Genomic DNA, 23,298 nt, shown 5'->3' with positions numbered 1-23,298 from the left:
AATTAATAGTTTTAAAAAGAGGATTCGTTACGAATCCTCTTTTTTTAAACATAACTTCAAAATGATATTTATGATCTAAAATAGATGCGATGATTAATAATATATTAACACTATATTTCGTAATTTAGCAACCCTTATTATAACAGCAAAATTCGAAATAATCACAATGTCAAAAAAAGCTATTTTAGAAATCGACGGTAACAAATATGAGTTCCCTATAATTGAAGGAACAGAAAAAGAATTAGGAATTGATATCAAAACTCTCAGAGGTGCTACAGGTGGTATAACAACTATAGATCCTGGATATAAAAATACAGGAAGTTGCGAGAGTGCAATTACTTTCCTAGATGGAGAAAAAGGAATTTTAAGATACCGAGGATATTCTATTGAAGAATTAGCAGAAAAGGCGGATTTTTTAGAAGTAGCTTACTTATTAATTTTTGGCGAACTACCAACTGCTGAACAACTTGATAAATTTGATAAAGATATTAAAGAAGAATCTCATATCGATGAAGATATGAAAAGGATCTTAGATGGATTCCCTAAAAGTGCCCATCCAATGGGTGTACTTTCTTCTTTAACAAGTGCATTAATAGCCTTCAATCCAGGATCTGTGGATGTAGATTCTGAAGAGGCAATGTATGGTGCTATTGTGAAAATAATGGCCAAGTTTCCTGTATTGGCATCTTGGACAATGAGAAAACGTAAAAGTCTTCCTTTAGACTATGGAGATAGCTCTCTAGGATATGTAGAGAACTTGAGTAAGATGATGTTTTCTAGGCCAAATAAAACTTATGAAGCAAATAAAATTGTAAACGATGCATTGGACAAATTATTAATTCTGCACGCAGATCACGAGCAGAATTGTTCTACATCTACAGTACGTATTGTAGGTTCTTCTCATGCTGGTCTTTTTGCTTCTTTATCGGCTGGAATCTCTGCTTTGTGGGGACCTTTGCACGGAGGAGCAAATCAAGCAGTGATAGAAATGCTTGAAGCTATCAGAGAGGATGGAGGAGATACAGCAAAGTATATTGCCAAAGCTAAAGATAAAGAAGATCCATTCCGTTTAATGGGATTTGGTCATAGAGTATATAAAAACTTTGACCCAAGAGCGAAAATTATTAAAGTTTCTGCAGAAGAAGTATTAGGAGATCTTGGAATTGAAGATCCTGTTTTAGATATCGCGAAAGGACTTGCGCAAGTTGCATTAGAGGATGAATATTTTGTAAAAAGAAAACTATATCCTAATGTAGATTTCTATTCTGGAATTATCTACAGAGCTTTAGGGATACCAACAGAAATGTTTACGGTTATGTTTGCATTAGGAAGACTGCCAGGATGGATAGCTCAATGGAGAGAAATGCGTCTTAGAAAAGAACCAATTGGAAGACCTAGACAAATATATACTGGAGCAAATTATAGAGAATTCAAAGAGGTTGCAAAAAGGTAATCATAACCTAAATAATATTAAAAAGGTGTTGAAAACATTCAACACCTTTTTTTATGAGATTAACAAAAAGTTAAAGCCTGAGAAGCTAAATTTCAGAATTTGACAAAAAGTTGATATTTTTTTTGAATAAAATTAGTGTGAACAGAATGCCTCTTCCTATATTTGTTCAGCATGAAAATTAATGTGCTGCTATAGTTTCACCTTAAATTTATACCATTGAAATTAAACGTTAAAAATGAAACTTCGAGGTTAAGAGCTGTTGTTCTAGGTACTGCCGTAAGTAATGGTGCTGTGCCAAAAATTGAAGATGCTTACGATCCTAAATCAATAGAACATATTTTAGCAGGGACATATCCTAAAGAGGAAGATATGGTTGCAGAAATGACTGCAGTTGCTAATGTTTTTGAAAAATATGATGTTAAAGTATACAGACCTAAAATAATAGAAAATTATAATCAAATTTTTGCAAGAGATATAGCTTTGGTAATAGAAGACACTTTTATAAAATCTAATATTCTTCCAGATAGAGAAAAAGAGATCAAAGCGATTCAGTATGTGATAGATGAAATTGATCCCGAAAAGGTATGTAAAGCTCCATCTGAAGATATACATTTTGAAGGAGGTGATATTATAGTTCATAATGATCATATTTTTATTGGTACTTATAAAGGAGATGACTATAGTGATTGCATTGTTGCAAGAACTAATATGAAAGGAGTAGACTATATAAAATCACTTTTTCCAAATAAGATTGTAAAGGAGTTCGATCTTAATAAATCCATGAGTGATCCTAAGGATAATGCTTTGCATTTGGACTGCTGTTTTCAACCAGTTGGAAAAAATAAAGCCATTATTCACAAAGAAGGGTTTAGAAAGTTGGAGGATTATCAGTATTTAGTTGACTTTTTTGGCAATGAAAATTTATTTCATATCGACAGAAATGAAATGTATTACATGAATTCTAATATCTTCTCTATATCAGAGGATATTGTTATTTCTGAAAAAGGATTTACAAGGTTAAATAGTTGGTTGAGAAATCAGGGGATAACTGTTGAGGAAGTCCCTTATGCCGAAATCGCAAAACAAGAAGGACTATTAAGATGTTCTACTATGCCATTAATTAGAGATTAAATTGTTAGTACTGAAATTTTGAAAATGTATGAAACAGGTTACTAATACTATAGTTATGATTCGTCCAGTAAAATTTAGGATGAATGAAGAAACAGCAATAAATAATTATTATCAGAAATCCTCAGACAATAGTGCTGTTGACGAAAATATAAAAGCTCAAGAAGAGTTTGATACTTTTACTACAAAGCTTAAAGAGGTAGGAGTGGAAGTTATCATTATTGATGATAAAATTGAAAATGATACACCAGATTCTATTTTTCCAAATAATTGGGTTTCTTTTCATGAAAATGGAGATATAGGCTTGTATCCTATGTTTGCGGTTAATAGACGTAGAGAAAGAAGACCTGAGATTTTAGATATAATTGAGAGTTCGGGTTTTGAAATAAAAAATGTAGTAGATTATACTTCTGCAGAAAATGATGATATCTTTCTTGAAGGTACAGGAAGCTTGGTATTAGATAGAGTAAACAGAAAAGCTTACTGTGCATTATCACCGAGAGCAGATGAAGAGTTACTCATTGAATTTTGTGAAGATTTCGAGTATGCGCCAGTAATCTTTACAGCATATCAAACTGTTAAAGGAGAGAGGCTTGCTATTTATCATACAAATGTGATGATGGGGGTTGGAGAAACTTTTGCAGTAGTATGTTTAGACTGTATAGATGATAAAAAAGAACGTAAAAACTTGTCGAATCATTTAAAAAATGATGGTAAGGAGATTATTGCTATTACCGAAGCGCAGGTGAATCATTTTGCAGGAAACATGCTTCAGGTTGTCGGAGCAGATGGAAAACGTTATTTAGTGATGTCGTCAGCAGCATTCAATAGCTTAACTCAAAATCAGATTACCTCCATAGAGAAGCATTGTGAAATCCTTCATAGCGATTTACAAACCATCGAAAAACTCGGAGGTGGAAGCGCTCGTTGTATGATGGCAGAGGTTTTTCTTCCTCAAAAATAAACAAGCTTTTACAGATTCATTAAGAGATTTAAATTGGCAGTATAACTGGCAAAGGAAATTTGTATAATGACGAAGTAATATCTTTTAGTTATTTTTGAGTATTATAAAGTCGATCAGATGCTCTCGAAAAAAACAAAATATGGCTTAAAAGCCTTGACTTATATCGCTAGAAAAAAGTGTGAGCATCCAGTTTTGATATCTGAAATTGCTAAAAGTGAAAATATTTCTCAAAAGTTTCTTGAAAGTATATTATTGACACTTCGTAAAAATGGCTTCTTAGGATCTAAGAAAGGAAAAGGAGGTGGGTATTATCTGATCAAATCTCCAAAAGAAATTTCTATGGCAGCAGTCATTAGGGTTTTAGAGGGGCCAATAGCTATGTTACCATGTGTTAGTTTAAATTTCTATGAAAAGTGTGATGACTGCCCTGATGAAGATGCCTGTACTGTGCACGAACTGATGATAGAAGTTAGAGATAATACATTAAAAGTTTTAGAAAATAAAACTTTGCATGATTTTGTAGAACAATAATAGGTTTTATTAGTTTTCTGTAATACGAATAAATTCATAGGGTCCTTGAATTTTGCCCCATACCTGTTTTCCATTACTATCATAACCTCTATCCCAAGAAGAAATTTTATTTCTACTAATCACAATATTGCTCGTAGTATAAGATATTTTTTTACTAAAACTACTAGAACATGTCTCTTTATTAGTCTTTCCTTGATAGATCGTAGAGGTTTTCTTTCTGAAATATACATCACATCCTTCTCTAATAGTAAGGCTGTCTATGGTTAAATTATCAAAAACCGAAATATCTTTCCAAGCATTGATATATTTTTTTTGATTTGGAATTACATAACTTGTACTACTTAGGGTGTTACTATCCACCCTTTTAATATTTAAGATTCTTTGATTATAAATAGCATTAGTTTTTCCTTCAGCAAATAATTCTTGATATAGCCAAATTCCCGATCTATCTTTCCAAATAACTTTATTGATGAGACCAACAGCAGAATACCCAGATTCTTCTTTGGCTTGTTTTTTAGAAGAAAAATTCCCCACTAAAATTTTTGCAAAATCCTCTAATTCTGGATCATCGATTGTCTTGGTGTTACAACCAATCGAAAAGATTAATATGATAAGAAAGAGGAGGGATTTCCGCATCTGTTTTTTTGCAAAAATACTAATTTTTACTCAAAAATACGTTGATTATCGATATAATTTGCTTTTCATCTGTATTTTTTGTTGTGATTGGATGTTATGTTACGTATCATTCCTCCAAAAATAAAATAGTGAAAAGGTACCATAAGGTACCAATATAATCTACCCCATAAACCTCTAGGACGAAATGTTGCAGTCTGATGAAGTATGTCGTTTTTGTCAATGTCAAATTCCAACCAAGCTTCTCCCGGAACTTTCATTTCAGCAAACAACAATAAGCGCTTTTCGATTTTATCTGCAACTAGTACTCTCCAGAAATCTAAAGCGTCACCAGAATTAATTTTATCTGGATTAGTTCTACCTCTTCGTAAACCAACACCTCCAAAAAACTTATCAATATGACCTCTTATTTTCCACATCCAGTCTCCATAATACCATCCCGTTTCACCACCAATTGCCCATATTCTTTCAATTACATGATTAGGGTTATCTACTTTTATTCTTTTCCGATCTCGTAAACACCCTTTTTTAGGCACTGTAACGTATTTCTGAATATCTTGATCAAAACGACCACTTATCATAGAATCTTTCCAACTAGATACCACCTGATTTTGCTCTATTTTAATAAAAGCAAGCTCTAATGCTTTTGTATAAGTCATTGGTTCGATACCTAATATTTTTTGTAGACGTTTATCATTCGCGACAACAGGAATACTCATACTGTCGACTAGGTTTAATGCTAATTTGTAAGAGGTAGATGTAACAAAATATAGCCAATAGGAAGATAATTTCGGTGTCATTACTGGAAGTGTGAAAATCAGTAATTTAATCCCTCGAACTTTGGCATACAATTGTAGCATTTGTTTATAGGTAATAACGTTAGGGCCACTAATGTCAAAAGATTGATTATAACATTTAGAGTTTCCTAATACTCCTGTCATGAAGCTTAAAACATCTCTTATAGCTATAGGATGCGTTTTTGTGTTTACCCATTTTGGTGTAATCATGATGGGTAACTTTTCGCACAGATCTCTAATGATTTCAAAAGAAGAGCTCCCTGATCCGACTATAATTCCAGAACGTAAAACAGTAAGATTAAAATTACCCTTGTACAATGTCTCTTCTACATTCTTTCTTGACCATAAGTGCTTAGATAAATTTTTCTCATTAACAATACCGCTAAGATAAATCACCTGTTTGATTTGCGTATTGGAAACGAGAATATTAAAGTTTTGAGCTGAGATCTCTTCTTTTTTATCAAAATCTGATGTAGAAGAACTCATGGAATGAATCAGGTAATATGCAGCATCTATTTTTTCTGGAAGCTTATTAGGATCTGGTTTTTCTAAAAAATCTATTTCGACAATCGAAATCTTATCTGACATATCTTTGTCTACAGAAAATCGATCTTTATCTCTTACACAACAAATTACATCATGACCTGCATCTATTAATAATGGCAGTAATCTCATACCAATGTAACCATTTGCTCCAGTAAGTAATATCCGCATGTTTTTATTTAAAAGATACGAAGAAATATAGTATTCTAGATATAAATTAGGAGTAACTTATCATCTGTTTAATGTCTTTTTGTTTGTTTAAATGTTATGGGTATTCCAAGCTTTGTGGCCCATGATCCGCTTTATAGCTTATTATTTTTTGCACAAATTTGTGAATAGCAGTATCTGTTTTAGAGGCTTTAAATTTTATAAAATAGTGATCCTTGTATATACTATATTCTTCTGCTTTACCTTTATAGATGACTAATTTATAAAAAGGGATTACCAATAAATAAGTTTCTAAACGTACACCAAAACCAAGTAAGATTCCTTTAGGTCTCAATTCAATATTGCAGGAATTTATACGATTATCTAATAAAAGTAGATTGTTAATCTCTAAACTAGCTTCAGTAATGTGAAGTTTTGGAGAACCTATTCCTCCTAATTTGATTCTTTCTAATAAAGTAAAAGGTTTACCAACCTGTTCTCTTAATGTTTTTTTTAGTTCAGGATCTCTATACGTATTATTAACGAGCAATTTTTCTTTTCTTACAAGATACGAATTGATATGAATAGAAGTGGTAGAACCTGATATTTCTTTTATCTTTGCTGCCTGATTTTTAGATCAAATACAATTTATAAAATGACATTACATCAAATCATTTCAGAACAGGTAAAAGCAGCTATTAAAAAGCTATATGAAGCAGATTTAGAATCGGTAGAACTACAAAGCACTCGTAAAGAGTTTGAAGGTGATATTACCGTGGTAGTTTTTCCTATGCTTAGAGTGGTTAAAGGAAATCCTGTTCAAATTGGTGAATCGGTAGGAACATATCTTGTAGAAAATGTAGAAAATGTTACTTCTTTCAATGTAGTGAAGGGTTTTTTAAATCTTGTAATTTCAGATACTTATTACCTAGACTTTTTTGCTGAAATAAAGGATGAAGAAAATTATGGCTTTGTAATTCCTACAGAAGGAGATAAAGCGGCTATGGTAGAATATTCTTCTCCTAATACCAATAAGCCTTTGCACTTAGGTCATATTAGAAATAATCTGTTGGGATATGCAGTTGCTGAAATTATTAAGGCTAGTGGGAAAAAAGTGTATAAAACTCAAATTATCAATGACCGAGGAATACATATTTGTAAAAGTATGGTAGCTTGGCAAAAGTTTGGTAATGCTGAAACTCCGGAATCTACAGGATTAAAAGGAGATAAATTAGTAGGTAATTATTATGTGAGATTTGATAAAGAATATAAAAGTCAGATATCAGATTTAATAGTGTCAGGTAAATCCGAAGAAGAAGCTAAAAAAGAAGCCCCAATTTTATTAGAAGCCCAGGAGATGCTAAGAAAATGGGAAGCAGGAGAAGCTGAGGTTGTAGATCTATGGAAAACCATGAATAATTGGGTGTATGATGGTTTTGAGCAAACATACAAAGCACTTGGAGTAGATTTCGATAGCTATTATTACGAAAGTAATACTTATTTGTTAGGTAAGGATAATATCGAAGAAGGTCTGGCCAATGGAGTATTCTTCAAAAAAGATGATGGTTCTGTTTGGTGTGACCTTACAGATGAAGGATTAGATGAAAAATTAGTGTTACGAAGTGACGGTACTGCTGTATACATGACACAAGATATTGGAACTGCTATTCAACGAGTAAAGGATAATCCTGATATTGGAGGAATGATTTATACCGTAGGGAATGAACAAGATTATCATTTCAAAGTGCTCTTTCTAATCCTTAAGAAATTGGGATACGACTGGTCAAAAAATTTACATCATCTAAGTTATGGGATGGTTGATCTGCCAAGTGGTAAAATGAAGAGTAGAGAAGGTACAGTAGTTGATGCGGATGATCTTATTGTGGAAATGGCAGAAACAGCAGGTGAGATTTCTAAAGAATTAGGGAAATTAGATGGATATACAGATACAGAAAAAAATCAAGTATATAAGACCATTGGATTAGGAGCGTTAAAATATTTTATTTTGAAAGTAGATCCTAAAAAGAGAATTTTATTTGATCCTGCAGAATCTGTCGATTTTCAAGGTAATACAGGACCTTTCATACAATATACTTATGCTAGGATTCAAGCTATTCTTCGTAAAGCAGACTTTAATTGGAAAGATCAAATAAAAGATATTAGTTTAGAAGGAAAAGAGAAAGAGCTTCTTAAATTATTGGAAATGTATCCTGAAATAATTCAGAATGCAGCCAAAGATCTAAGTCCTGCAATTATTGCTAATTATACCTATGATTTGGTAAAGGCATATAATTCATTCTTTCAAAATGTTTCAATATTTGGGGCCGACACAGAGAATGAAAAAGTATTTAGAATCCAACTTTCTGGGGCAGTAGGGCAAACTATTAAGTCTGCATTTGGATTGCTGGGAATACAGGTGCCAGAGCGAATGTAAAATACATCTTATAAGATATTATTCTTGGGTAGTTGGATACAAAACGTACTTCCTTGCCCAAGAATACTTTTTACTTCTAATGTTCCATGATTTAGAGATATTAACTCTTTACAGATCTTTAAACCTAATCCCGTTCCAGATTCGTTATCAGTACCCTTAGTTGTTAGTGTTATATCTGAGAATAATTTTGATAGATTCTCTTTTGGAATTCCAATTCCAGTATCTCTGAAATAAATCCTCATGATATCTTTTTCTTCTTCTTTATGAATTGTAAGTGTATCACCAGATTTGCAAAATTTAATAGCATTGGCAATAAGATTTTGAGCTACAATAGTACACATATCTTTATCTGCAAACACCTTCGTGAAATCTGTAAGATTATTAATAAGCTTAACTCCTTTTTGAGAAGCTCTAGAAGTAAAAAATACAATTTTATCATTAATAACTTCAGTAAAGTCAAAGTCTTTTGGACTTGCTTTAAGTTCTTTCATTTGGGATTTGGACCAATTCAAAAGATTATTTAATAATATTGAAGTTTGGTGTGTGCTATTAGAAAGTACAGGTATAATTTCCTTAAATTCAGTTTCCGAAATTACATCTTCTTTTAATAGGTTAAGCGTTTTGTCTAACCCATGTATTTCATTTTTTAAATCGTGAGATACGATAGAAAACAATTTATTTTTTACTTGATTTGATTGGTTTAACTCTTTTATATATTTAGCTCTTTGTATTCTCGCTTTTATAATTCCAATGATAAAAATAAAAGCAACAATAAATGCTGCAATTGCAACATAGGTATATATTTTTTGTTTAAATAACTCTTCTTTAGCCTCTTGTTTTTCTCTTTTTTGCTTATCCAATGATGCTTGTTGTTTCTTTTCATTTTCCAATCTACTTTTTACAATATCAATTTGCTGAGTAGTTTCTTTAAGAGTGTGTTTCTGGTAAAGATCTTTATATTGTTTTTGCCATTTATAGGCATTTAAATAATCACCTCTTGCAGAATCTAGAACTGAGTATAAATCATAGGTGTTAAGAAGAAGCGGCGTAGAATTCATTTTTTTTGACTCTTCTTTTGCTGATGAAATATAATTTTCTGCTTCTTCAAATTTCTCTGTTTTAATGGCRATTTCAGCTAGAGACAATTTTGTCCTAATAAGTCTTTCTTTATAGGCAACTTTCCCTCCGATAAAAAGTGCAGATTCATAATATTTTTTAGCCTTCTGATAATCTTTTTTGATGAATGATATTCTACCAAGTGCATTGTAACTTTCAGCAATTCCGTAGCTATAGTTCTCCTTTTTGTTCACTTCTAAAGATTCATTAGAAAATGCTAACGCACTATCCAATTTATTTTCTTTCACATAGATTATTGCTATGTTATGTAATGTAGAACCTATGGTATTGGAACCGGTTTTTCTTTTTAATTCAAGAGATTGTCTATAATATTTTTTAGCAGACTCAAAATTCTTTAAATGGGCATATACATTCCCAATATTATTAATAGTAGTAGCTAATTTGGAACTATCTTTCAGTTTTTCATAATAGGAATAAGCTTCTAAAAGATGAACTAAGCTTTTTTCAGAGTTCCCTAATCTTTGTTCAATAACAGCTTTATTGTTTTGCGTTATTGCCAAACCACGAGTATGATTAACTCTTCCATAATATAAGAAGGCTTGATCATAACACAATAAAGCGTCAAAAAGCTGATCCATCTGGTTGTAGATATTTGCTTTTTCATTGTACAATTTTCCAACACCTTTATCATACTTTATTTTTTGTGATATTCGAATAATTGTGTCTGAATATTGAAGACCTTCTTCAAACTTCTCTTTTAAACTTAGATCATAAATTAAATCTGCGGCTAGATCAATGTTAAGGGAATCTGAAATAGAACTGGTCGTATTCACAATACTATCCAACTTTGTATGCTGACTATAGGATATTGCATACAGAAATAGCATAGCGAACGCTAAATAGTAGGTTGTAGGTTTCATATAAAGATTTAAGGCTGTTAAAAATTACGATTTTTTTAGCTACGTTATATTTTTTTTAACAAAAAATTTCATTCCTATCTCATTTTTCTTATTTTTATAGGAAATGACGTTTTACCCCAAAAGATTAGAAGACTTCTTCTGTTTAATTCATGAATTACCAAATATCTAGAGCTACCGACAGTGATTTGCCATTGATGCAACGTCTGTTTTATCAGACGGTTACTATTTATGGATCAAAAATATTTACGAAGGATGAAGTAAAAATTTTTTCCAGATTGGCATTGGATAATAATCATTGGAAACAAAAATTTAAAAATGATTATGTCTATAATGCCAAGCTAAATGGTGAAGTTATTGGATCATTTTCGCTTACTAAGAATGGTGAGATAGAATATGTCTTTGTGCATCAAAACTATCAGGGAAGAGGTATTGCAAAAAAATTATACCAGAAACTAGAAGAGGTTGCTAGAGAAGTTGGTATGGATGTGCTTACAACCCAAATTAATACCAATATGAAAGCTTTTTTCGAGAAAAATAAATTCAAGATTATTAAAAACAWTGAAAAGGTGGCAGGAGGCGATGATGTGATTAGTTATAACGGAGTAAAACACCTTTAGAAACTTAGACGAAAGAAAGCATTCGGTGTAATTCCTAATCCAAATTCACGTATTTCTTCAATTTCTCCTTCTTCATCTAGCGAATAGTATTCATTAAAGATATTTTCTTGATCTAGAACATTCCATATAGAAATACCGGTAAGCCCACTTATAAACTTATTTATTTTAAATGTATATGTAGATGAAAGATCGATTCGTATATAATTACGCAATCTTGAACTGTTCGGAGCTACATAATTAATTGTGCCATTTGTGCTAGTATTTGTAAAATCTGGCAGTGTTGTAGGTTTACCACTATGCCAATTAATACCAGCTGATATTTTAAGGTTATTTTTATTATATGTTGCGGCAAAATTGATATTGTGCCTTATGTCTATATTATTAGCAAAATCAGAAGGAATCAAATTGTTAAAAGAATATGTGTTGTCTGCATAGGAATAGCTAAGCCAACTACTAAAATTTTTAAATCTTTTATTAATTAAAAAATCTATTCCTAGTACTGTATAAGAACCGTGATCATCAGAAAACTCAAATTGATTCTGAAAACCTTGACTTCTAGTGATGATTCCGTCAACATTTTTACGATAAAGATCAGTAGATACTAACCAATTATTGTGATTATAACTAAGTCCAACCGAAATTTGATTACTTTTTAAAATAGGAATATTTTGGTCATTAGACAATACCCATCTTCTGTTTTCTATACCCAAAAAGTCGTTTTGTAGATCTATAATCTGAGATGTGGATTGACTTTTTATCTCACCTAATACTTCTAAAGTGAAATGATTAGAAAATCTTTTGTAAAAATTAATTCTTGGTTCTAAAATATAAGTATCAAATTTGTCTAAATAGTTAAGTCTAGCACCAAAGTTACCGTATAAAGAACCATTTTCAGAACGATATTCAATTTCAGAAAATAGGCTATGTGTTCTAACCACTTCTTTCGTTAGATTTCTGAAAGTAGGATTATTGACATCTTGAAGATAAGTAATACCGGTTTCATTAAATTGATAACCGTTTTTAAGGTTGATGTTCGAATTAGTTTTGAGAAATGTATTTAGTTTAAGTCCATTTTCTAAAACATCATTTTCCTGCAGAAGTCTTTGGTTATTCTGTATGTCAGAGTTGATTGTTTCCAATTGGTAATTAGTTCCATAAAGAAGTAATTCCGTTTTAAAAAGGTTACTCCAATTGCGTTGATATAAAATACCTCCAACCAAATTGTTTTGTTTTGCACTGCTTTCTCTAGAGATATCAATTTGACTATCTAAAGAGTTTTCTTGAAAAACAAGATCATTTCTCATAAGCAACCCATTGATTTTAATAAGATCTTTTGGAGATAGTTGATATAACCATCTTAAGCTGACATCATAGAAAGAAAACCGCTGACCAGAATTACCGTTACTAATAACTTCTGAATTTTGGAAGGCTTTGTCAAAATACTGATTATAGGTAGGTGTTTCTAACAGCTCATTGATGGAATGCCTTACTGCAAACTGAACAGAGGATTTGTTACCGATTGGTGTGTCAATATAAGTGTCAGCACTGATTAAATTTAAACCAATACTAGCTTCTAATTCTTTGTTGATCTTATCGGTTGTATTCATTGCTATAACACTAGAAACGCCATCACCATATCGAGCACTTGATCCATTTTTGAATACTTGTACATTCTTTGTTAGATATGGGTTAAAAGCCGAAATAAGACCAAAGAAATGACTCGATTGATACATTTTAATTCCGTCCCAAAGAATCAGGTTTTGGTCATTAGTGCCTCCTCTTACATTAATGTCTGAAACAGTTTCGTTAACACTTAATACTCCAGGAAGTGCTTGTATAGTTTGTAATAAATCAGGCTCAACAAGTCCTGGAAGAATTCCAAAATTATTATAGTCAATCTGAATGGAACCATCCAATTGTTTATCGATTCCTTTGATCAAATAATCGTTAATAACAATTTCGTTTATATATTCAAGTTTAGGTGTAAGAATTATTTTTTTACAAGGTTTTTTTAGAAAATCCAAGGCTTTTATAGTAGTGGAGGTATATCCTAAAAAACTAATTACAATGTTTTCATTAGGTGAATCAACTTGAAGGGAAAATTTTCCTGAAACATCACTTATTGAAGCATTCTGCTGTCCAATGATAGATGCATCTGCTATGATTTGATTGTCTGTATTGTATAATATTCCACAAATTTCTTGTGGAATAAAACTTATAGTTACCGTATTGTCAGATAACTTGGTGTACTTAAAAGGAGTGTTTTTTTCTAAATAAAGAATTGTATCCTCAAAAGATAATGTTGTTGAAGGTGAATTTATATAGATGTCTTCTAATTCTTTATTTACATATGAGAAATCGTATCCGTACCGTTCTTGAATAGTGTTCAAAACAGAAATAAGTGTGTATTTATCCTTTTTAGTCTGGGATTGACTTGTAAAAAGAATTAAAAATATGAAGATAGTAGATACGAGGATTTTGGGTTGAATCACTCTTTAAATAAGGTTACGGTTTTGTTATTAATCACATATTTCAACCGCATCGGAATCGTAATCGATTGTAATGCCGTTTCAATATCTGAATGTACAAAATTACCCGTAAAAACAATAGTAGGATCAATGTTTTTTGTTTTAACCTCTACACCGTATTGCCATTCCAATTCTTTTAGCACTCTATCATAAGAAGTTTTATTGAAATAACTTTTGTTAGTATACCATGTTGGTTCTTGATCAGTTACCTTTAGTTTTTCACTAATTTCTGAATTAAATATAATAGCATCTCCAGCTTTTAAATATTCGATTTGATCATTACTATTTACACTAACGATCCCCTCATAACAAACAACTTCAAAAATATTTTCTCTTTGTTTGACATTAAATCGGGTTCCAATTACACTAACTACACCTAATGATGTGCGCACATCAAATTTTTTCCCTTTTGCTACATTAAAATACGCTTCACCGTCTAAATATAATTCTCGATTATTTTCCCAACCTTTTTCATCATAAGCTAAGGAAGATGTAGCATTTATTTTTACAATAGAATTATCAGGTAATGTAATTGTTGCTTTTTGGCTAGCAATTGTTTTAATCTCTTTACCCTTGTACTCATTAAAGAAAGAAAAATAAATACCAATTCCGATAACAAAAACTGCTGCAATACGCAGAATGGAATAGAAATACGTTTTTCCGGAAGTCTTAGTGTTAGGTGCTTTCAACTGTTGAGTTACGATGTCTAGATTACTGGTGACATCATATTCAGGAGCTTTGAATTGTTTTGCAGTTTCAGAGATTCTTACATAAGAATCGTAGGCGTCCAATTTCTCAAACGCCTCCGATTCCTGCTTAGTGAGTTGTTCGTTGTCCAACCACTTTTTAATAAGATCTTCCTTTTTCATAGCAAAGTTCTTATGTATATAACAATTGATGACATAAAATTCCTACCCTGTTCGATATTATTTTTTTAAATTCCATCAATATCTTTTCTTAATTTCTCCAAAGCACCATAAATCCTTTTTTCTACTGCCTTTCTGGATATCCCCAAAATCTCAGCAATTTCTTTATGTTTTTTACCTTCAATTCTGTTCATTAAAAAAGCTACACGTTGGGATTCTGTTAGATTAGAAAGTGCTTTCTGATATTTTTGAAGATATTCTTTTTCTTCCATAATGAATTCAGGACTTTCATTAGTACGATCTTTTTTTTCAGTTGATTGATATTTTAGCTTTACCTTATCATGTTTGACTTTGTTTAAAGAAAGATTATTAGCAACCGTAAATAAGAAACTCTTGGCTTTATCGACAGAAACCTTATTACAATTATCCCAAAGTTTGATAAAAGCTTCCTGAACTTGATCTTTAGGATCTATATGTGAACCATATTTATAGTAGATAAAATCATGAAGGTTTTTTGAATGTTTTTTAAAAAGCTCAGAAAATAATCGTTCGTCACAAACATCCTGAAATAGGGACTTAGACATTTTGTATTTTTTTCAAATGTAAAAAAAATATAAAGTTAGTGGGAATTTGGGCTCTGAAATTGTTATTATAGTAGTTAATTAGAAGATTTGGATATGAGTGATTTAAGAAAATGTTTTTTGATGATGATGCTTGGTTGTTTACTCCTTACGATTTCATGTCAGGAAGAAGAACAGGAGATTATTGATCCAACGATTGATAATACAATACCTCAAAGCTCGCAGTTGGTAGGTTTGATGAAAAATATTGTTACACACGATGGTTCATTTGATGATATCGTAGATGGAGGCAATTGTTTTAGTATTAACCTTCCGTATATGATTATACGTAATTCAGAACCTTTGGTAATCAATAAAATTGAAGATTATAATCAATTGCAGGTGTCTGATAATATCCAGATACAGTTTCCTATTACCATCACAAGAGATGATCATGTTAGTGAGATTATAGAAAATGATGCTGCTTTAAGAAACCTGGCAGATACGTGTCAAATTGAAGATGAAGATATAGAATGCGTAGATTTTGTATATCCATTTAGGTTTGCGACATACGATTCTAATAATAATATAATAGGTACTACTGAAGTGTTTCACGATGCACAGGTGTTCGGGTTCATGGGGAATCTGAATGCAAATACCGTTGTCGCAATTAACTACCCTATCCGATTACTTCTTAGTAATGGAGAATTTCTTGACATAGCACATAATACTGATTTACTCTCGGGAATTCTGGCTTTTCAGGCATCTTGTGAGGAAAATGATGGGTAAATTTTGTTTAATTTTTTTAACTAAAACGTTAAACAAAAAGTTAAAAAAGTATTAAAATCATATTTTGAGGTAGCACTTTTAATCTATCAGTTGTTTCATCATCGAACAATAAATTAAAATTAAAAACCAATAATATGAAAAATTTCTTCAAAAAAGCTTTTTTAACATTGTGCTTAGTTTCTATCGTTTCATGTAGCGATGATGATGATACGATATTCATCCCTGATACAATGACTATAGCAGACTTTGTATCTGATAACGCAGATTATAGTTCGCTATTAGCAGCCTTACAAAGAACAGATCTTGATGTTACCTTAAATGGTAATGGAGATTTTACCGTTTTCGCACCAAATAATGCAGCATTCACTGAATTCTTAGACGGAACAGCTTTAGAAGATGTGCCTGTAGAAACTTTACGACAAATTCTTTTAAATCATGTATTAGGAGTAAGAGCTCCATCTTCTGGCCTGACTACAGGATATGTTAATAATTTAGCTACTGAAGCTAATTCAAGTGCCAACCTTAGTATGTATATCAATACATCCAGCGGTGTTGTAATCAATGGAGAATCAACTGTTACTACTCCAGATATTATGACAGATAATGGAATTATTCATGCAGTGGATAAAGTGATACCATTACCTACAATGTTAACTTTTGTAGCTGCAGATAGTGAGTTTTCTTCATTAGCTTCAGTTGCAACAACTACAACAGGCTTTACTACTGATTTTGAAGCAGTGCTAAGTGGAGCAGATAGTAATCTAACGTTATTAGCACCAGATAATGCAGCATTTACAGCTTTAGGAGATATTTCTGGAGTACCTGTTGCAACTTTAGAGCAAATTTTATTAAATCACGTAATTGCTGGCACTAACATTTCTTCAGGTTTAACTACTGGTTATGGAAATACTTTAGCAACATATAGTGATACTATGAATAATCTTAGTATTTATATCAATACAGATGGAGGAGTATCATTTAATGGTATTTCAACTGTGACTCAAGCCGATATTGTAGCTTCAAATGGAGTTATTCATAAAGTTGGAGCTGTAATTACATTACCAACAGTGGTAACTTTCGCTACAGCAGATGCTAACTTTTCTACGCTTGTAAGTGCATTAACCGACTTAACACCTGCTACAGATTTTGCTTCTATCTTATCTAGAACTGAAGGTGGAAATTTGGATAGTATAGATCCTGCTTTCACCGTATTTGCTCCTTTAAATAGTGCGTTTGATGCATTAACTGAAATTCCAGATGAAAGTGGATTAACTCCTATATTACTTCATCATGTAATTGCAAATGCAAATGTACGTTCTGGTGATTTAAGCGATGGTTTAGTAACTCCTGGTACTTTAGAAGGAGATCCTCTTACGGTTATTATTCCTGGAACGAATAGCGCAATTGCTAATTTAACTGACGGTGGTGGAAATACGGATATTGAAGTTGTTGCAGTAGATGTGCAAGCAAGCAATGGAGTTATCCACGTGATCAACAAAGTGATGATTCCGAATCAATTGAACTAATATAGTTTCCCCCAAAATAAAGATTCCCCCCAAAAGGGCATTTAGAAATTGAAACCCTTGATTTCTCTTCATAACTAAATGCCCTTTTTTCACACACGCATCTTAATATTAACAAATAAAATTAAAACCCATGAGAACGCTAATCAAAAGATTAACGGTACCATTCCTGTGCCTTTTTGTAATCAACGTTTTTATCTCTTGCCAAACAGATAATGACGAATTAAATCAACCAGATCCCGATCAAATTGAATTTGAAGAATCAAAGATCATTAGCTTCGATGAAATCGAAGAAATGACTAAAAACATTATTGATGGAGAGTTGTTAGAGCCCGAAAATGAGGAAGAAGCTTTTGGTGATGCCAAAAACGCTATTTTCGATATTAGCAGAGAGCGCAGAGTATATGACTTTTCGGCTTCCATAAATAGTGGAGCTGGTGCCGGAACTGATATTGTTGGAAAGCTTAGATTAAATTTCACGCTATACCATGCAAGTTTTACTATTGTAAGAGGAAACTTAGTACTTCCTGATGGATCTAGAGCAAGAACAAGAGGAGCTATTGTAAGTGACGGTATTGTTTATTTAATCATTAATCCACCAGGAAGAAACTTAATTTTTGGAATAGGACGTGTAGATGAAGAAGGAAATTTAGAAGGAGGTTTTAGAATATTTGGAAATGGAATCGGAAGAGGAGAATGGGAAGCAGAATTAATCAAAACAATTTTCCCAGATAAAACTATTGTGGAATTAATAGTTGAAGATGGTAGGTTTACCTCTTTAGTAGGAGCTTTACAAGCTACTGATTTAGTTGCACCATTATCTGGAGAAGGACCTTTTACAGTATTTGCTCCTACAGATGAAGCTTTTGCTGCTCTTGATGAAGTACCAGAATTGGAAGTGTTAAGGCAAGTTCTGTTATATCATGTTGCAAGTGGAAGACTGAATACTCCTCAGTTGCTAGCTCAAGAAATGATAGAGACGCTACAAGGAGAAAATATAAAAGTTAGTCTTGATGAAAATAATGAAATAGTTATTAATGATACTGTTAAGTTGCTTTCAGCTAATGTTGGAGGATCGAACGGTGTTATTCAGATTATCGACACTGTGCTAATACCACCTTCATTTGAACCTTTACCTTCTATAGTTGAAATAGCTGTGGCGACACCAGAACTTTCCACTTTGGTAGGTGCTTTGCAAGCTGCTGATTTAGTTGATACTTTAAATGGAGATGGTCCATTTACCGTATTTGCACCAATGAATGATGCATTTGCAGCACTAGATGAAATTCCAGGAGGAGATGCACTTACAGAAGTATTATTATATCATGTTGCTGCAGGAAAATTTTCAGCTGAAGATTTAATCGCAGGTCAGACAGTAACCACAATACAAGGTGATGAGGTAACCATCGAAATGGTTGATGGCGAAGTATTCTTAAATGGTTCCATTAAAGTATTATTAGCAGATATTGAAGCATCTAATGGTATTGTTCATTTAATCGATGGTGTTTTACTTCCTGCAGCAGATTTACAGTCCATTGTTGAGATCGCTGTAGCAACACCAGAACTTTCTACTTTAGTAGGTGCTTTGCAAGCTGCTGATTTAGTCGATACTTTAAATGGAGATGGTCCATTTACCGTATTTGCACCTACGAATGATGCATTTGCAGCACTAGATGAAATTCCAGGAGGAGATGCCTTAACAGAAGTATTATTATATCATGTTGCTGCAGGAAAATTTTCAGCTGAAGATTTAATCGCAGGTCAGACAGTGACTACCGTACAAGGTGATGAGGTAACCATCGAAATGGTTGATGGCGAAGTATTCCTAAATGGTTCTATTAAAGTATTATTGGCAGATATTGAAGCATCTAATGGTATTGTTCATGTAATAGATGGTGTTTTACTTCTTCCAGCGGATTTACAATCTATTGTTGAGATTGCTGTAGCTACACCAGAACTTTCTACTTTAGTAGGGGCATTACAAGCTGCTAATTTAGTTGATACTTTAAATGGAGAAGGTCCATTTACCGTATTTGCGCCTACAAATGATGCGTTTGCTGCATTAGATGCAATTCCTGATGGAGATGCTTTAACTGAAGTGTTATTATATCATGTTGCTGCAGGAAAATTTTCTGCGGAGGATTTGATAGCAGGTCAAACCGTTACAACAGTACAAGGGGATCAGGTGAGTATAGAAATGATCGATGGCGAAGTATTCTTAAATGGTTCTATTAAAGTATTATTAGCAGATATTGAAGCTTCTAACGGTATTGTTCATGTAATTAATGGTGTATTAATTCCATCCTCACTACATTAAAAAGACAGACATTTTGAGTTAGCCTAAAATAATTGTCTGAAAAGCTATTAGGAAGAAAATATAGAGTCTTTCTAATAGCTTTTTTTGTTTACAAATTTATTTATCGTTTGATATAGAATTCTATCTTAACCATTCTTTATAAATACACTTCAAATTATTAAATTTGCACCTGTCCGTCAAAAAGAGGACATTGAAAAACCAGAAGAAAGCATATGTTTGATAATTTAAGTGATAAGTTAGATAAGGCGTTACATATTTTAAAAGGTCACGGACAAATTACGGAAGTAAATGTTGCAGAGACACTTAAGGAAGTTCGTAGAGCATTGGTTGATGCCGATGTGAATTATAAGATCGCTAAAGATTTTACAGCCACGGTAAAAGAAAAAGCCTTAGGTCAGAATGTACTTAAATCTTTGAAGCCAGGTCAGTTAATGGTTAAACTTGTAAAAGACGAGTTAACTGATTTGATGGGAGGAGAAGTAGCAGGAGTAAATCTTTCTGGAAATCCTTCCGTGATATTAATGTCAGGTTTACAAGGATCTGGTAAAACAACATTCTCTGGGAAATTAGCAAATTATCTAAAAAATAAAAAGACTAAAAAACCACTTTTAGTAGCTTGTGATGTTTATAGACCTGCAGCAATAGATCAGTTACACGTTGTTGGAGAGCAAATCAATGTAGAGGTTTTTAGTGATAGAGGAAATACTGATCCAGTTGCTATTGCAAAAGCAGGTGTTGCCCATGCAAAAGCAAATGGATTTAATGTTGTTATTATTGATACAGCAGGTCGTTTAGCTGTGGATGAAGTAATGATGACTGAGATAGCTAATATTCATAAAGCTGTTACACCTGGAGAAACATTATTTGTTGTAGATTCAATGACAGGTCAAGATGCAGTGAATACTGCCAAAGCATTTAATGATGTTTTGAATTTTGATGGTGTTATTCTGACCAAACTTGATGGTGATACGAGAGGTGGAGCCGCAATTTCTATTAAGTCTGTTGTTAATAAACCGATAAAATTTATTGGTACAGGAGAGAAGATGGAAGCTATTGATGTTTTCTATCCTTCTCGTATGGCGGATCGTATTCTAGGGATGGGAGATGTTGTTTCTTTGGTAGAAAGGGCACAAGAGCAGTTTGATGAAGAAGAAGCTAGAAAATTACAGAAAAAAATTGCTAAGAATCAATTTGGGTTCGATGATTTTCTAAAGCAAATTCAACAGGTAAAGAAGATGGGGAATATGAAAGATCTTGTTGGAATGATTCCTGGAGCTGGAAAAATGATGAAAAATGTTGATATCGATGATGATGCTTTTAAGCATATTGAAGCAATTATCCATTCAATGACTCCAGAAGAACGTACAAAACCACAAATTATAAATGCAAGTAGAAAAAAACGTATAGGAAAAGGTTCTGGTACTTCGGTACAACAGGTGAATCAATTGCTAAAACAGTTTGATCAGATGAGTAAAATGATGAAGATGATGCAAGGTGGAGGTGGAAAACGTATGATGCAAATGATGGGTAAAATGCGATAACCATTCGTAAATATTCAATTTTAATAATTTAAATATAGAGCAGGGGCTTAACTATGGAAGTTTTAGACGGAAAAAAAATAAGTAACGATATAAAAAATGAAATTGCTGCGGAAGTTCAAAAGATGAAAGATCGTGGCGAAAAAGTTCCACATTTAGCAGCTGTTTTGGTCGGTAATGATGGAGCTAGTCTTACCTATGTAGGAAGTAAAGTAAGAGCATGTGAAAGGATAGGTTTTGAATCTACTTTGGTGAAAATGCCAAGTACAACCAGTGAAGTAGAGCTACTTGCCAAAATAAAAGAGTTGAATGAAAATTCAGATATTGACGGGTTTATCGTTCAATTACCATTGCCTCCACAAATTGATACTCAAAAAGTACTTCTAGCAGTAGATCCAGATAAAGATGTGGATGGTTTTCATCCAATGAATTTTGGAAAAATGGCCTTAGATATGTCTACCTTTATTCCTGCTACTCCTTTTGGTATTTTGGAATTGTTAGAACGTTATAATGTGGATACAAAAGGAAAGCATACGGTTGTTATTGGAAGAAGTCATATTGTGGGTAGGCCAATGAGTATTTTGATGGGAAGAAAAGGTTGGCCTGGTAATTCCACTGTAACTTTAACTCATAGTCATACGAAGAATATAACACAGATTATTTCTCAAGCTGATATCGTTATTTCTGCATTAGGAGTTCCTAATTTCTTGAAAGCAGAGATGGTTAAAGATGATGCAGTTATTATTGATGTTGGTATTACTAGGGTTGCTGACGATTCGAGAGAAAAAGGATATAGAATAGTTGGAGATGTAGATTATGAAAATGTAAGTAAGAAAGCTTCATTTATTACTCCAGTTCCTGGAGGTGTAGGTCCTATGACGATTGCTATGTTGTTAAAAAATACATTATTAGCTCGCGAAAGGCATAGAAAATAGCAGTGCTGTTACTGTTATAATATTTCTTATAGTTTACATATTATAAAAAAATAAAACCTCAAATTTAATAATAAATTTGAGGTTTTTTATGCGCTATATCTATAGCCAAAGAATATTAATAATTTAATTTTCTTGAATAAATTTTAATCTCTTTTATTTAGTTTTAATTTTATGTATTGCAGAGAGGGTTAGTTTATCACAATAAAAAAGGTGTCGTTTTACGACACCTTTTTTATCTACATTTATTATTGGTGATAATAAATTATAATTATGTATGTTTTATTTTTTAATATTCTCCAAATGCCTTAGCATCAATATTGTCTTGATCTTCAGCATCATTATATAATGTACCATTTGGTAAAAGATCTAAAGATAAACTATACGATGGAACATTCATACCAACATCAGTTTTGATAACATTGTAATCTAAGATATCTTGACCTTTCTCATATAAAGGATTTTTAGTAAACTGTCCTTTACCGCTTCCTGCAGGTGCATTTGGATTTTCTCTCCAGTCACTACCATATGCAATAACACAATAGTACTCTCCTTCAGGAATGTTTCTAATAAATTGTGTTTGATTACTATTAATGTATACGATTCTTATAGTTTCATCGTCTTTTGCTGTTTTACCCATTTTTACAAGCTTAACAACAACATCTGTATTTTTACCAACTTCTATTTTAAGGTAGTTGTCTAATTTGTATTCATACTTACCTTTGAAGTTGAATGATTTAGGAGTAGCTCCTGATTTATATGTTTTCTTTTCCCAAGTTGAGAATTTATTTTCTCTAACAGCTTTTGAAGGAGCAGCAGATGCGGAAGAAGATTGAGTAGAGCTTGGATTGCTTCCACTAGAGGAAGTTTTTGACTCTATAGGTGTATAAGCAGTTTCAGAACTACTTAAAGTTCTTTTATTAGCTGCTTCAAGTGCTTTTTGTGTTTCAGCTAATTCAGCTAACCTTCTTCTTTCAGCGGCACTTTTGTTCTGATTCGCA

18 protein-coding genes and 1 pseudogene are annotated in these 23,298 nt (G+C 32.4%); 11 read left to right on the top strand and 8 right to left on the bottom strand.

What is annotated here, in order from left to right; all coding sequences use genetic code 11:
* Nucleotides 1-166 precede the first annotated feature (166 nt).
* The 4 genes from GBO31_RS15670 (at nt 167) to GBO31_RS15655 (ending at nt 4,076) form a co-directional block, all read left to right on the top strand.
* Complete coding sequence (locus GBO31_RS15670) at nt 167-1,453, top strand: citrate synthase (protein ID WP_219009307.1); 1,287 nt, start codon at nt 167-169, stop codon at nt 1,451-1,453.
* 216 nt (nt 1,454-1,669) lie between these two features.
* Nucleotides 1,670-2,584 carry a dimethylarginine dimethylaminohydrolase family protein gene (locus tag GBO31_RS15665; RefSeq protein ID WP_246615893.1) on the top strand — a complete coding sequence of 305 codons (915 nt, stop codon included), beginning with the start codon at nt 1,670-1,672 and terminating at the stop codon, nt 2,582-2,584.
* Between the two features lie 28 nt (nt 2,585-2,612).
* Nucleotides 2,613-3,545, top strand: a complete 933-nt coding sequence (gene ctlX / locus GBO31_RS15660; protein ID WP_219009306.1) for a citrulline utilization hydrolase CtlX — start codon at nt 2,613-2,615, stop codon at nt 3,543-3,545.
* Nucleotides 3,546-3,662: 117 nt separating this feature from the next.
* Nucleotides 3,663-4,076, top strand: coding sequence for an RrF2 family transcriptional regulator (locus tag GBO31_RS15655; protein WP_219009305.1), 414 nt, complete (start codon nt 3,663-3,665; stop codon nt 4,074-4,076).
* 9 nt (nt 4,077-4,085) lie between these two features.
* On the opposite strand, the gene GBO31_RS15650 is transcribed toward GBO31_RS15655, so the two are convergent.
* From GBO31_RS15650 to GBO31_RS15640, 3 genes are all read right to left on the bottom strand, one after another.
* Nucleotides 4,086-4,712: a chromophore lyase CpcT/CpeT gene (locus tag GBO31_RS15650; RefSeq protein WP_219009304.1), complete on the bottom strand. Its 627-nt coding sequence runs from the start codon at nt 4,710-4,712 to the stop codon at nt 4,086-4,088.
* Between the two features lie 65 nt (nt 4,713-4,777).
* Nucleotides 4,778-6,220: an SDR family oxidoreductase gene (locus tag GBO31_RS15645; protein ID WP_219009303.1), complete on the bottom strand. Its 1,443-nt coding sequence runs from the start codon at nt 6,218-6,220 to the stop codon at nt 4,778-4,780.
* 94 nt (nt 6,221-6,314) lie between these two features.
* Entirely contained in the window at nt 6,315-6,746 is a 432-nt protein-coding gene (locus tag GBO31_RS15640) for a hypothetical protein (RefSeq protein ID WP_219009302.1), read from the bottom strand.
* Nucleotides 6,747-6,851: 105 nt separating this feature from the next.
* On the opposite strand from GBO31_RS15640, the gene argS reads away from it, so the two are divergent.
* Nucleotides 6,852-8,630, top strand: a complete 1,779-nt coding sequence (gene argS / locus GBO31_RS15635) for an arginine--tRNA ligase (protein WP_219009301.1) — start codon at nt 6,852-6,854, stop codon at nt 8,628-8,630.
* Between the two features lie 8 nt (nt 8,631-8,638).
* On the opposite strand, the gene GBO31_RS15630 is transcribed toward argS, so the two are convergent.
* A complete protein-coding gene (locus GBO31_RS15630) occupies nt 8,639-10,627 on the bottom strand; it encodes a tetratricopeptide repeat-containing sensor histidine kinase (RefSeq protein WP_219009300.1) in 1,989 nt (662 codons plus the stop codon).
* Nucleotides 10,628-10,776: 149 nt separating this feature from the next.
* Between GBO31_RS15630 and GBO31_RS15625 the strand changes: the two genes are divergently transcribed.
* Nucleotides 10,777-11,244, top strand: a complete 468-nt coding sequence (locus GBO31_RS15625) for a GNAT family N-acetyltransferase (RefSeq protein ID WP_219009299.1) — start codon at nt 10,777-10,779, stop codon at nt 11,242-11,244.
* On the opposite strand, the gene GBO31_RS15620 is transcribed toward GBO31_RS15625, so the two are convergent.
* The 3 genes from GBO31_RS15620 to GBO31_RS15610 all read right to left on the bottom strand — a co-directional run bounded on the left by GBO31_RS15620 (nt 11,241) and on the right by GBO31_RS15610 (nt 15,222).
* The gene (locus GBO31_RS15620) at nt 11,241-13,634 is read right to left on the bottom strand and encodes a TonB-dependent receptor plug domain-containing protein (RefSeq protein ID WP_219009298.1); all 2,394 of its coding nucleotides are present in this window, start codon (nt 13,632-13,634) and stop codon (nt 11,241-11,243) included. The two genes, GBO31_RS15625 and GBO31_RS15620, sit on opposite strands and share 4 nt — an antisense overlap.
* Nucleotides 13,635-13,732: 98 nt before the next feature.
* Nucleotides 13,733-14,641: a FecR family protein gene (locus GBO31_RS15615; RefSeq protein ID WP_219009297.1), complete on the bottom strand. Its 909-nt coding sequence runs from the start codon at nt 14,639-14,641 to the stop codon at nt 13,733-13,735.
* Nucleotides 14,642-14,706: 65 nt separating this feature from the next.
* The gene (locus GBO31_RS15610) at nt 14,707-15,222 is read right to left on the bottom strand and encodes an RNA polymerase sigma factor (protein ID WP_219009296.1); all 516 of its coding nucleotides are present in this window, start codon (nt 15,220-15,222) and stop codon (nt 14,707-14,709) included.
* A 93-nt stretch (nt 15,223-15,315) separates the two neighbouring features.
* Between GBO31_RS15610 and GBO31_RS15605 the strand changes: the two genes are divergently transcribed.
* The 5 genes from GBO31_RS15605 to GBO31_RS15585 all read left to right on the top strand — a co-directional run bounded on the left by GBO31_RS15605 (nt 15,316) and on the right by GBO31_RS15585 (nt 22,300).
* Nucleotides 15,316-15,987 (top strand): hypothetical protein, encoded by a 672-nt coding sequence (locus GBO31_RS15605; RefSeq protein WP_219009295.1) that lies wholly within the window; start codon nt 15,316-15,318, stop codon nt 15,985-15,987.
* A gap of 134 nt (nt 15,988-16,121) precedes the next feature.
* The gene (locus tag GBO31_RS15600) at nt 16,122-17,513 is read left to right on the top strand and encodes a fasciclin domain-containing protein (RefSeq protein ID WP_219009294.1); all 1,392 of its coding nucleotides are present in this window, start codon (nt 16,122-16,124) and stop codon (nt 17,511-17,513) included.
* Nucleotides 17,514-17,643: 130 nt separating this feature from the next.
* Nucleotides 17,644-19,827, top strand: coding sequence for a fasciclin domain-containing protein (locus GBO31_RS15595; RefSeq protein WP_219009293.1), 2,184 nt, complete (start codon nt 17,644-17,646; stop codon nt 19,825-19,827).
* Nucleotides 19,828-20,039: 212 nt separating this feature from the next.
* Nucleotides 20,040-21,368 (top strand): signal recognition particle protein, encoded by a 1,329-nt coding sequence (ffh, locus tag GBO31_RS15590; RefSeq protein WP_219009292.1) that lies wholly within the window; start codon nt 20,040-20,042, stop codon nt 21,366-21,368.
* A gap of 53 nt (nt 21,369-21,421) precedes the next feature.
* A complete protein-coding gene (locus GBO31_RS15585) occupies nt 21,422-22,300 on the top strand; it encodes a bifunctional 5,10-methylenetetrahydrofolate dehydrogenase/5,10-methenyltetrahydrofolate cyclohydrolase (RefSeq protein ID WP_219009291.1) in 879 nt (292 codons plus the stop codon).
* Between the two features lie 286 nt (nt 22,301-22,586).
* Here the strand turns inward: GBO31_RS15585 and GBO31_RS15580 are convergent.
* Nucleotides 22,587-23,298: pseudogene (locus GBO31_RS15580) on the bottom strand (hypothetical protein); the annotation flags it as partial.

Source organism: Aquimarina litoralis, assembly GCF_019295435.1.
GTDB classification, from domain to species: Bacteria; Bacteroidota; Bacteroidia; order Flavobacteriales; family Flavobacteriaceae; genus Aquimarina; species Aquimarina litoralis_A.
Note: the sequence above shows the minus strand (reverse complement) of the source record. Positions and strands in the feature narration are given on the sequence as shown.